6 protein-coding genes are annotated in these 12,184 nt (G+C 63.9%); 3 read left to right on the forward strand and 3 right to left on the reverse strand.

What is annotated here, in order from left to right; genetic code table 11:
* A partial coding sequence (locus GPT33_RS13020) for a DNA phosphorothioation-associated putative methyltransferase (protein ID WP_296809607.1) occupies positions 1-2,400 on the forward strand: 2,400 nt, incomplete at its 5' end.
* A gap of 510 nt (positions 2,401-2,910) precedes the next feature.
* On the opposite strand, the gene GPT33_RS13025 is transcribed toward GPT33_RS13020, so the two are convergent.
* Both GPT33_RS13025 and nifJ read right to left on the reverse strand, forming a co-directional pair.
* Positions 2,911-3,927 carry a dihydroorotate dehydrogenase-like protein gene (locus tag GPT33_RS13025; RefSeq protein ID WP_296809609.1) on the reverse strand — a complete coding sequence of 339 codons (1,017 nt, stop codon included), beginning with the start codon at positions 3,925-3,927 and terminating at the stop codon, positions 2,911-2,913.
* 250 nt (positions 3,928-4,177) lie between these two features.
* A complete protein-coding gene (gene nifJ, locus GPT33_RS13030) occupies positions 4,178-7,786 on the reverse strand; it encodes a pyruvate:ferredoxin (flavodoxin) oxidoreductase (RefSeq protein WP_296809610.1) in 3,609 nt (1,202 codons plus the stop codon).
* Between the two features lie 331 nt (positions 7,787-8,117).
* On the opposite strand from nifJ, the gene GPT33_RS13035 reads away from it, so the two are divergent.
* Positions 8,118-9,707, forward strand: coding sequence for an inorganic phosphate transporter (locus GPT33_RS13035; protein WP_296809612.1), 1,590 nt, complete (start codon positions 8,118-8,120; stop codon positions 9,705-9,707).
* 147 nt (positions 9,708-9,854) lie between these two features.
* On the opposite strand, the gene rimI is transcribed toward GPT33_RS13035, so the two are convergent.
* Positions 9,855-10,331 (reverse strand): ribosomal protein S18-alanine N-acetyltransferase, encoded by a 477-nt coding sequence (gene rimI, locus GPT33_RS13040; protein ID WP_296809613.1) that lies wholly within the window; start codon positions 10,329-10,331, stop codon positions 9,855-9,857.
* A gap of 208 nt (positions 10,332-10,539) precedes the next feature.
* On the opposite strand from rimI, the gene GPT33_RS13045 reads away from it, so the two are divergent.
* Positions 10,540-12,120, forward strand: a complete 1,581-nt coding sequence (locus tag GPT33_RS13045) for a peptide chain release factor 3 (protein ID WP_296809616.1) — start codon at positions 10,540-10,542, stop codon at positions 12,118-12,120.
* The last annotated feature ends 64 nt before the right edge of the window (positions 12,121-12,184 follow it).

Below are 12,184 nucleotides of genomic sequence, written 5' to 3' on the forward strand. Positions count from 1 at the left end.
GCAACAGGGGAGACGGGCTATCGCACCTACGAAGACTCGCTGAACCCGCCCATCCTGCATCGCAAAGAGTTATTGCTGCCGGGCGATCATCCAGGCCGTGCCGACTATGTCGCCTTAACCGAGCAGGCCGAGGCGATCGGTCTGTTCGACGACCCCAAGCGCATCGGTTATCGGCGTCAGTGGGAGGCGCTGGTCGCGGATGCCGGGTACCGGATCGAAGGGCATACGCTGGTTCCGATCGGCAATCTCGACGACGTCGCAGGCGAGCCTGTCGACGAGAATTCGGCCGGGGCCGAAGCGGGGGAGGGCGGCGTCGTGTCGCGCGCCCTCGTCGGACTCGGCGGCGCGCTCGATTGGGAGGCGGCGCGACACCGCACGGCGATGGTGCGCTACGGTTTCTCGGCGCCGGTTCAGACGTTGGCCCGACATGGCTTTCTGGATGGCCGCTATGGGCTGTTCGACTACGGCTGCGGGCGCGGCGACGACGTGCGCGGCTTGCGCGAGAACGGGCTGCTCGCCTCCGGGTGGGATCCCTATTTCGCGCCGGACGAGCCGATCGCCGCGGCCGACATCGTCAATCTCGGTTTCGTGATCAACGTGATCGAGGATTTCGACGAGCGGCTGGTGGCCTTGACGCGGGCCTGGTCGCTCGCCGAGCGGCTGTTGGTCGTGTCGGTGATGCTCGCCAACCAGAACGACCCGCGCGGGGAGCGGTTTCGCGACGGCGTCATGACGCAGCGCGGCACCTTCCAGCGCTATTACACCCAGTCCGAGATCAAGGCGTATCTGGAGCAGGTGCTGGACGAGGAGCCGATCCCGGTTGCGCCGGGCGTGCTCTATGTGTTCCGCGACAAGGACGCGGAGCAGCGCTTTCTGGTGGAGCGCTACAGCCGCAGAAGCAATCGGCTCCGGGTGCCGAGCTCGCGCCCGGCGACGCCCCCGCGTGAGCGGCCGGCTCGGCGCGATCGTGCGGCGGAACGCTACGATGCCTATCGCGAGCCGTTGGAGCGCCTCTGGGAGACCTGGTTGCGTCTGGGGCGAACGCCGGAGAAGAGCGAGGTCGATGATCTGCTGCCCTTGATCGAGGGTTTCGGCAGTCTCGGTAAGGCGCTGCGTTTTCTCGCCGATCAGAAGGGACAGGAAGGCGGGGAGGCCGCGCTGGCGCAAGCCGAGCAGGCGCGCATCGCTGACCTGGAGGTCTACTTCGCGCTTCAGCAGTTCAGTCGGCGGCGCCCCTACAAGCATCTCGACGCGGGATTGCAGCGCGACATCAAGGCGTTCTTCGGGGACTATCCTGCCGCGTTGGAGGCCGGTCGCACGCAGCTCTTTCGGATCGCCGACACCGAGGCGATCGCCGCCGCCTGCCGATCGGCCGCCGAGCACGGGCTGGGCTGGCTCGATCCCGGCGCCTCGCTGCAACTGCATAGCCGGCTGGTCGAGCAGCTTCCGGCGCTCCTGCGGGTGTATGTCGGCGCCGCTTCCATGCTCTACGGCGATATTCGCGAGGCGGATCTGGTGAAGATCCACATCGGCTCGGGCAAGCTGAGCCTGATGCGGTACGACGATTTCGAGAGCAGGGCGCTGCCGCGGATGGTCGAGCGGGTGAAGATCAAGCTGCGCGAGCAGGACATCGATTATTTCGCCTATGGCGAGGACTTCGAGCCGCCGTATCTCTATCGCAAGTCGCGCTACATCAACGAGGAGTGCGACGGGTATCCGGATCAGCTCGTGTTCGACGAGGCGCTCGGCGAGCTCGGCGTGCTTCCGGCCTCGGGCTATGGGCCGGCGCCGGCGGCCTTCGATGCGCTGCTGGAGCGACAGCGCTGGATGATCGAGGACGGCGCCCTGGTGCGCTCTCGGACGATCCCCGAGCTGGATGCGCCGTGCGGGCGTTTTCTCACCTATCGTCACTTGATCGAATGCGGCGAGACGCAGGCCGCCACTGGGCTGGCCAACCGTCCCGAGCAACCCGAGTCCTACACGGCGCTGTGCGATCTGGCCACCCGGGTGCTGGACCCGGTGATCGAGTATTTCGGGATGATCCGGTTGACCTACGGCTTCTGCTCCGCGCCGCTGGCAAAGGCGATCCCGGGGCGGATCGATCCGAAGCGCGATCAGCACGCGGCGCACGAGCGCAATCGGCTGGGTCATCCCATCTGTCCGCGTCTGGGTGCCGCCGTGGATTTTCTGGTCGAGGACGAGGATATGCTGGAGGTCGCGCGTTGGGTTGTCGCCGAAACGCCGTTCGATCGGGTGTATTTCTACGGTAACGACAACCCGATCCATGTGAGCTATGGACCGGAGCAGAGCCGTCAGGTGGTGTTGATGCTGCCGGGCCCAAGCGGTCGGCTGGTGCCCAAGTGCGTGCCTGTCGAGCGGTTCATTGATGCGGGTGGGTGATTCGGGTTCAGGGTGCGGGGGTTGGGTTGTAAATCCCAATCGGATAGGACGGCGCCTTCAGGCGGTTTCCCGGGATAGTCGACTTGCAGTCGACCCCGCTGCCCGTCAGGCCGGCGGTAGACGATACCGATGCCGAGAAGAGGGTCGACTGCAAGTCGACTATCCCGGGGGAAGCCGGAGTGTCCACCCTGGCTCCCGAACGTGGGCTAATCGAATAGCCTCGTTGTCTCCTGGACCTGCGTCGCGGCGATAAGCCAACGTCATAACTGCTCTGGATCCTGCTCGCCAAGGATGCGTTCGCGTGCGGATGGGTCGACGATAAGCCCGCACTCGGTGAGCAGGGCGAGGATCGACTCCGCGATGCCTTTGCTGATCCCTTGACAGTCCGCGCCAATGGCATCGGGCCGAAACCGGCAACGCGGCGGTTTGGAGGATGGGTTTCGCTGACGCTCTACCCATCCTACGGGTTCATCAAGGCGTTCACCTTGTTTCGAAATGTGACTTAAGGTTCTACACCATCACACCCGGCGAGAAGCTGTAGCTGTCCAGGATGTTGACGTAGTTGGCACGCTCGAGCTCCGCCGGGTTGGGGACCGAGATGGCGCTGACGCGGCCGCGGAAGTCTTCTACGGACTCGAATCCCTGCTCCTCCATCCAGTCTTGGATGCCCGCGAGGATCTGCGCGGTGTAGGCCGGTCCTTTGCCGAGGAGCACGCTGCACAGATGCACCACGTCGGCGCCTGCGAGCAGGAGCTTGATGGCATCGGCGGAGTTGTGCACGCCGCCTGTCGCACCGAGCGAGAGTCCCTCGAAACGTCCGTAGAGGATCGCGATCCAGCGCATGGCGAGCAGGGCCTCGGCGGAGGTCGAGGGGTGCAGGCTCGATTGCAGACGCAGGCTGTCGATGTTGATGTCGGGTTGATAGAAGCGATTGAAAAGGGCCACACCGTTGGCGCCTGCCGCCGCAACCTGGCCAACGAAGTTGCCGATCGAGCTGAAGCTCGGGGAGAGCTTCATGTTGATCGGGATCTGGATGTGCCCGCGCAGCTCGCGCAGGAGGTCGAGGTAACGCTCCTCGACCTGTAGCCCGGTCTGGGTGACATCGCCCGCAACATAGTAGACGTTAAGCTCCAGGGCATCGGCGCCGGCTTGCTGCAGCTCGGTCGCGTGCTTGATCCATCCGCCGGGCGTGACGCCGTTGAGGCTGGCGATGACCGGGATCTCCAGTGCGTCCTTGAGCTTTCGGATGTTCTCCAGATAGCGCTCGAGCGCGCCCTCGAAGTCATGATGATCGGGCAGGAAGCCGCTCTCGGCCTCGCCGAAGCCGATGTCCTGATGGTGCAGAAAACGCACCATGGTTTCGGATTCGGCGGTCACGGCCTCTTCGAAGAGCGACCACATGATGATGGCCGCCGCACCATGGTCTTCGAGCTCGCGCGCGATGGCGACGCTCTTGGACAGCGGCGAGGCGGAGGGAACCAGGGGGTTCTTGATCGTCAGCCCGAGATAGTTGGTCGTGAGATCCATAGTGTTTGCTCCGGCAAGGAATGAGGGGTCGCCCGTCGGTGATCGGCTGGAGTGGTCGTGGTCGGGGGGCGGGGCGACTTAACCCGACCCCCGCTGCGGCGCGATGCCCCTGCTTCCGCGATCCCCGGCTCCCGGCGATTGTCTAAAATTATTATCTTTTAATACCTTAAACCGCGCCAACTCCAGCAGTTGTCGGAGCTGGCGCGGCCAAGGCCATCCAAAAAACGACGCATATCGCAACGGGCGCGGTTTAAGACGCTTTCGGTGTCGGCTCTTTTGCGGCCGGGGCGGGCGCATTCTGCACGGCCAGATGCGCTAGTTGCTCGTAGAGCGCAAAGCGGGTCTGGACGTGCTTTTGGGCGAGCTGCAGATACCGCTCGGCGGCCTCCGGATGGGTGCGGGTGAGAACGCTGAAACGGGTCTCCGAGGAGACGAAGTCGCGATACGGAATGCTCGGCGGCTTGCTGTCGATGTGCAACGGATTCTCGCCCGCGGCGAGCCGACGCGGGTCGAACCTGAACAGGCCCCAGTGTCCCGAGTTCACGGCCAGGTCCTGCTGGCGCAGGTTCTTCGACAGGTCCACACCGTGTGCGATGCAGGGCGAGTAGCAGATGATGACCGAGGGGCCGTCGAAGGACTCGGCCTCGAGGAAGGCGCGCACCGTCTGCACGTCCTTGGCGCCGAAGGCGACTTGGGCGACATAGACGTTCTCGTAGGCCATCGCCATCATGGCGAGGTCCTTCTTGAAGGTCGGCTTGCCGGCCGCCGAGAACTTCGCAACCGCGCCCATCGGGGTCGCCTTGGAGGTCTGGCCGCCGGTGTTGGAATAGACCTCGGTATCCAGGATCAACAGGTTCACATTGCGCCCGCTGGCGAGCACATGGTCCACGCCGCCGTAGCCGATGTCGTAGGCCCAGCCATCGCCGCCGATGATCCAGACGCTGCGTTTGACGATCTGGTCGCAGATGGCCTCGAGGGTACGGGCGTCCAGGTCCGGGATGCCTTTGATCTTCTCCTTCAACGCAAGCACGCGCTCGCGCTGCTCGAAGATCCCGGCCTCGTCGGACTGGTCGGCCGTGAGCAGGCCCTCGGCGAGATCCTCGCCAATCTTGGGTGCGAGCCGCTTGATGATCTCGCGGGCATGCGCGGCCTGCTTGTCGACGGCGAGCCGCAAGCCCAGGCCGAACTCGGCATTGTCTTCGAACAGCGAGTTGTTCCACGCCGGCCCGCGGCCCTCGGGGTTGGTGGTGTAGGGCGTCGTCGGCAGGTTGCCGCCGTAGATCGAGGAACAGCCGGTCGCGTTGCCGATCAACATCCGGTCGCCGAACAACTGGGTCGCGAGCTTGACATAGGGCGTCTCGCCGCAGCCCACGCAGGCGCCGGAGAACTCGAACAGCGGCTCAAGCATCATGGCATGCTTGATCTTGGTGCCGTCGAGCTTGGTCCGATCGTATTCCGGTAGGGTTAGGAAGAAATCCCAGTTCGCTTGCTCGGCGGCGTGGGTCTGCTCGGCCGGGACCATATTGAGCGCCTTGCGGTTGGGGTCCTTGCGATCGCGGATCGGGCAGACATCCACGCAGAGACCGCAGCCGGTGCAGTCGTCCGGAGCGACCTGGTAGGTGATGTGATGACCGACCGGGAAGTCCTTGCCCTTGATCTGGACGTGCTGAAAGCTTGCCGGTGCCGCGTCCGTGAGTGCGACCGGATAGACCTTGGAGCGGATGGCGGCATGGGGGCAGACCATCGGGCACTTGCCGCAATGGGTGCAGAGGTCGTCCTCCCATTTCGGCAGCTCGAGGGCGATGTTGCGCTTCTCGTAGCGCGTCGTGCCGGTCGGCCAGGTGCCGTCGGCGGGCATCAGACTGACCGGCAGACTGTTGCCTTTGCCGGCGATCAGGGTCGCGGTCACGTTGCGCACGAACTCGGGTGCCGAGATCGGCACCACGGGCGGGCGCTCGAAGACACTGGTCACCTGCGTCGGGACACTGACCTGATGAAGCCCGGCGAGTGCGGCATCGATCGCCTTGTAGTTGCGGTCCAAAAGACTCTGACCCTTTTTGCCGTAGGTCTTCTTGACGGCGTGCTTGATGTGCTCGATCGCCTCGTCCTTGGGCAGGATGCCGGAGATGGCGAAGAAGCAGGTCTGCATGATGGTGTTGATGCGCCGGCCCATGCCGGTGGCGCCTGCGATCCCGTAGGCATCGATGACGTAGAAGGAGAGACCTTTGTCGATGATCGTCTGCTGCATCTTGCGCGGCAGCTCGTCCCAGATCTGATCCGATGGCGTGTGCGAGTTCAGAAGGAATACAGCACCCGGACGCGCATGGTCGAGCATGTCGTAGCGGGTGAGGAAGGTCGGCTGATGGCAGGCAACGAAGCTCGCTTCGTTCTCGCCGATCAGATAGGTGCTGTTGATCGGCTTCGGGCCGAAGCGCAGATGACTGATGGTAACGGCACCGGCCTTCTTGGAGTCGTACTCGAAGTAGCCTTGGCCGAAGTTGGGCGTCTCTTCGCTGATGATCTTGATCGAGTTCTTGTTGGCCGAGACGGTGCCGTCCGAGCCCAAGCCGAAGAAGACGCAGGCGGTGACACCCGCCATCGCCGCCGGCTTGAAGTCCGGATCCCAGGCCAGGCTGGTGTGTCCGACATCGTCGATAATGCCGACCGTGAAGGGGTTTTTGGGCTTGGGTGCCGCCAGCTCGTCGAAGACGCCCTTGACCATCGCCGGGGTGAACTCTTTGGACGAGAGCCCGTAGCGCCCGCCGACCACGCGGGGCATGGTGGCGACACGGCCGTCGGCGAACGCCTGGGCGAGTGCGGTCACGACGTCTTTGTAGAGCGGCTCGCCGTCGGCGCCCGGCTCTTTGCAGCGATCCAGCACGGCGAGTCGGGTCGCGGTGACCGGGATGGAAGAGAGGAGGGTGCCTGCATCGAAGGGGCGGTAGAGCCGGATCTTGATCAGGCCGACCTTCTCGCCGTCGTCCACGAGATGCTCGACCGCCTCCTGTGCCGCCCCGATCCCCGAGCCCATCAGCAGAATCACACGCTCCGCATCGGGCGCGCCGACATACTCGAAGAGCCCATATTGACGGCCCGTGAGCGCGGCAAACCGGTCCATCGTGCGCTGCACGATGCCGGAAACCGCATCGTAGTAGGGGTTGACGGTCTCGCGGCCTTGAAAATAGACGTCCGGGTTCTGCGAGGTGCCGCGGATCACGGGGTGATCGGGATTGAGTGCGCGCGCGCGGCAGGCGCTCACCAGATCCTCGTCGATCATTGCGCGGATCGTCTCGTGGGAGACCTGCTCGATCTTGGTGACCTCGTGCGAGGTTCTGAACCCATCGAAGAAATGCAGGAAAGGGACGCGGCTTTCCAAGGTCGCGGCCTGCGCAATGAGCGCGAAATCCATGGCCTCCTGGACCGAGGCCGAGCAGAACATGGCATAGCCGGTCGCGCGGCACGCCATGACGTCCGAATGATCGCCGAAGATCGACAGGCCCTGCGCTGCAAGCGAGCGCGCCGAGACATGAAAGACCGTCGGGCTGAGCTCGCCGGCGATCTTGTACATGTTCGGGATCATCAGCAGCAGACCCTGCGAGGCCGTAAAGGTCGTCGCCAGCGAGCCGCCCTGCAGTGCCCCGTGGATCGCGCCGGCCGCGCCGGCCTCGCTTTGCATCTCCACCACATCGGGGATCGTGCCCCAAAGATTTGGAATCCCGAGCGACGACCACTCGTCCGCCCATTCGCCCATGTTCGAGGACGGCGTGATGGGATAGATGGCGATGACTTCGTTGGTCAAGTGAGCGACGTAGGCCACGGCCTCGTTGCCGTCGACGGTTACCATGAGCTTTTGCGACATCAGAGCGATCCCCGGATGAATAGGGTAGGTTAGACCGGCAACGCGGAGGGGCTGCGCTGTACTCCGACTCGGCGGCAAGCGCAGCCCGAAGCGAGACGGGAGCCGAGTAACGGCCTCAACTATAGCCCGAAACGCGGTTGGATTGACGGTCGTTTTCGTGTGCTTTCAAGCGAATCGACCTCGGCATGATCCGGATCAGGTCGGTCCTTTTTGCACCCTTGTGGTGCTGACCCAGGGCTCAACATGCGCGCCTGCGGCCCGTTCATGACGATTGGGTTACGGTTCTATTTCTGGAACAATGCAGCCCGACTCATCGGCATGCGGATCGGATATGGAGCTGACACACCTCAACGAGCTTGAAAAGGCGACCAAGAAGGGTCGGACACAGCTCTTTCGCCTCGGCATCGGCTTGCTCTTCATCATCGGGGTCATGCTCTACGCTATCGTCAGGGTCGACGTCACGCACGGCGGCAGTCTCTTCATCGTCATCGCCGCGATGATCGGCGGCTACATGGCGATGAACATCGGCGCGAACGATGTCGCCAACAACGTGGGTCCGGCAGTCGGCTCGAGGGCGTTGACGTTGGGCGGCGCACTGATCATCGCGGCTATCTTCGAGGCGGCCGGAGCGATCATCGCGGGCGGCGAGGTGATCGGGACCATCCGCAGCGGCATCATCGACCCCAACCTCATCGCGAGCGCCGACACCTTCGTCTGGGTCATGATGGCGGCACTCTTGGCCGCGGCGGTGTGGCTGAACATCGCCACCGTCATGGGGGCGCCGGTCTCGACCACGCATTCGATCGTCGGCGCCGTGCTGGGAGCCGGGGTCGCGTCGAGCGGGCTCGGGATCGCTGATTGGGACACCGTGGCGAAGATCGTCGCGAGCTGGGTCATCTCACCCGTCATGGGCGGTGCGATCGGCGCCGGCTTTCTGTATTTGATCAAACGCACCATCACCTACCGCACCGACTTGGTCGCGTCCTCGCGCCGAGCGGTGCCCTATCTGGTCGCCGCAATGGCGTTCGCCTTCGGCACCTACCTCATGCTCAAGGGGCTGAATCGGATCTGGAACGTGAATATCCTGCAGGCGTCGGGGGTCGGCGTCGTGCTGGCAATTCTAGTCTTCTGGGGCGCCCGGCCGATCATCGAGCGGCAGGCACGACGGATCGGTAACTCCAAGGAAGGGGTCAATCAGCTCTTTACCGTGCCGCTGATCTTCGCCGCGGCCTTGCTGAGCTTTGCGCACGGCTCGAACGATGTCGCGAACGCCGTCGGGCCGTTGGCCGCGATCGTCGAGGTCGTGGGATCGGGCACCGGCGAGATTACGGCTGCGGCACCGGTCCCCTTGTGGGTCATGATCGTGGGTGCGCTCGGGATCGCGATCGGACTCGGCCTGTTTGGGCCGAAGGTGATCCGCACGGTCGGCTCCGAGATCACCGAGCTCGACCAGATGCGCGCCTACTGTATCGCGATGGCCGCGACCTTAACGGTCATCCTCGCCAGCCAGCTTGGGCTTCCGGTCAGCACGACGCACGTCGCGGTCGGTGCCGTCTTCGGCGTGGGCTTTCTGCGCGAGTATCTGAAGAGCCAGTACGCCCGGATGCTCGAGACCATCAAGGCGCATCACCCCGAGGGCGATCAAGCCGCTATCGATGCCTTCCTTGCGAAGTTTGCCAAGGCGTCGATCGACGAGAAGGGACGCATGCTGCGCGAGCTCAAGCGCAAAGCCAAGCGCAGCATGGACCCGGCCCATTTTTCCAAGCTCGAGCGCCAAAGCTTGCGCAAGGTCTATCGCCATGAGCTGGTGAAACGCTCGCAGCTGCTCAAGATCGTCGCCGCTTGGGTGATCACGGTGCCCGCATCCGCGCTCATGGCGGCGATGCTGTTTTTCACGATCAAGGGGATGTTGATCGATTAACGCCGGCGGGGTGGGCGATCATCTCGTCACACGGCCTTGCTGGCTCATCAACCCGGCCACGGCATTGCATCGTCCGTAGGTTACGCCGAGCCGTGCGAGGCACAACCAAACGTCGGCGCGAGTCGTGCCTCCTGGAGTCGGCTCAACCTACAACGCGCGTGCCAGGACCACCGCATCCTCGCGCCCTTTGGCGGCAGGGTAGTAGCCTCGCCGTTGGCCGATCTCACAGAATCCCTCGGAGGCATAGAGCGCGCGGGCACGGCTGTTTGACGCGCGCACCTCGAGGAAGGCGCTGTCGGCCCGGCGCGTGCGTGCGAACGTCATCAGATGGCGGAGCAGGCGTCGGCCGAGTCCTCGACCTTGCCAGTCGGGATGGATGCAGAGGTTGAGAATGTGACATTCGCCGACGGCGACCGCCATCGCGGCATGGGCGACGATCTCACCTTCGAGCTCGCCCACCCAGCAGGAGTAGCCGACCCGCAGACAGTCGCGAAAGATGCCTTCCGTCCAGGGATGCTCGTATGCGGCGCGATCCGCTGCGCAAACGGTCGCGACATCCTGCTCGGTCATGGCCCTGAGGCGCAGGGCGAGGGGGAGGGCGGGCTCGGAGCAGGCTCTTTGCATCGTTGAACGGGCTTCGTGCATCGTCTAATCAGCTCGAATCATCTGTTTCGGGTGGTTGGTGCGGCGCCGTGGCATGCACCCGGACCCCACAGTATACCGACCGGAGCGTTTGCCTGAATCGCGACCGCGCGCTTTAGGTGAATAGCGGGCGCTTCAAGTCTATAATTCCGCGGTTTAGTCGCACGCAGCCGAGACTGCAAAGATCCCCATGAGCGAGCTCCAAGAACAACTTCATCGGCGTCGCACCTTCGCCATCATCTCCCACCCGGACGCCGGCAAGACCACGCTGACCGAGAAGCTGCTGCTGTTCGGGGGCGCCATCCAGCTCGCGGGAACAGTCAAGGGGCGCAAGGCGGCTCGGCATGCCACCTCCGATTGGATGGAGCTGGAGAAGGAGCGAGGGATCTCGGTCACCTCTTCGGTCATGCAGTTTCCCTACGGAGACAGCATCGTCAACCTGCTCGACACCCCCGGCCACCAGGACTTCTCCGAGGATACCTATCGGACGCTGACTGCGGTCGACTCGGCTCTGATGGTGATCGACGTGGCCAAAGGCGTCGAGGAGCGAACCATCAAGCTGATGGAGGTCTGCCGGTTGCGCGACACGCCGATCCTGACCTTCATCAACAAGCTCGACCGCGAGGGCCGCGACGCCATCGAGGTGCTCGACGAGGTCGAGGACATCCTCAGGATCCAATGTGCGCCGGTCACCTGGCCGATCGGGATGGGCAAACGCTTCAAAGGCGTCTACGATCTGCGCTTCGATCGGACCCATCTCTTCAGCGCCCAGCACGGCGGGCGTATCACCGAAGGCGAGATCATCGAGGGTATCGACAACCCGCGCATGGACGAGGTGCTCGGCGATCAGGCCGACGAGCTGCGCATCGAGATGGAGCTGGTCCAGGGTGCGAGCCATCCACTCGACCTCGATGCCTACATCGCCGGTCGGCAGACGCCGGTCTTCTTCGGATCGGCGATCAACAACTTCGGCGTGCGCGAGCTGCTCGACGCCTTCGTCGCGTACGCACCGCCACCGCGTCCGCGCGCAACACTGCAACGCCCGGTGGATCCCGCCGAAGAGCCTTTTACCGGGTTCGTCTTCAAGATCCAGGCAAACATGGACCCGGCACATCGTGACCGGGTGGCCTTTCTGCGCGTCTGCTCGGGCAGCTACAAGAAGGGCATGAAGATGCGGCACGTGCGCATCGGCAAGACCATTCAAGTCGCGAATGCCATTACCTTCCAGGCCGACGAGCGTCGCCACGTGGAAGAGGCTTGGCCGGGCGACATCATCGGGCTGCACAACCACGGCACCATCCAGATCGGCGATACCTTCAGCGAGGGCGAGGAGCTGAAATACGGAGGTATCCCTTATTTCGCTCCCGAGCTGTTCCGCCGCGTCGTCCTCAAGGACCCGCTGCGCATGAAGGCATTGCAGAAGGGCGTGGTGCAGCTGTCCGAGGAGGGTGCGACCCAGGTCTTTAGGCCACTCAAGAACAACGACATGATCCTGGGCGCCGTCGGCATTCTGCAGTTCGATGTCGCCGCTTATCGTCTCAAGGACGAGTACGGCGTCGAGGCGCTGTTCGAGCCCGCCAACGTGAAGACCGCGCGCTGGGTCGTCTGCGAGGACGCGAAACGCCTCGAGCAGTTCAAGGAGAAGAACTACGAGAACCTTGCCCTGGACGGCGACGACCAGCTGGTCTACCTGGCGCCGACCCGAGTCAACCTGGATCTGGCCCAAGAGCGCTGGCCCGACGTGCGGTTCCTTGCGACGCGCGAGCTGTAAGTCATGAATACGTAGGATGGGTAGAGCGTCAGCGAAACCCATCCTCCAAACCGCCGCGTTGCCG

It is taken from the genome of Thiocapsa sp., from assembly GCF_011390875.1.
Taxonomy (GTDB): Bacteria; Pseudomonadota; Gammaproteobacteria; order Chromatiales; family Chromatiaceae; genus Thiocapsa.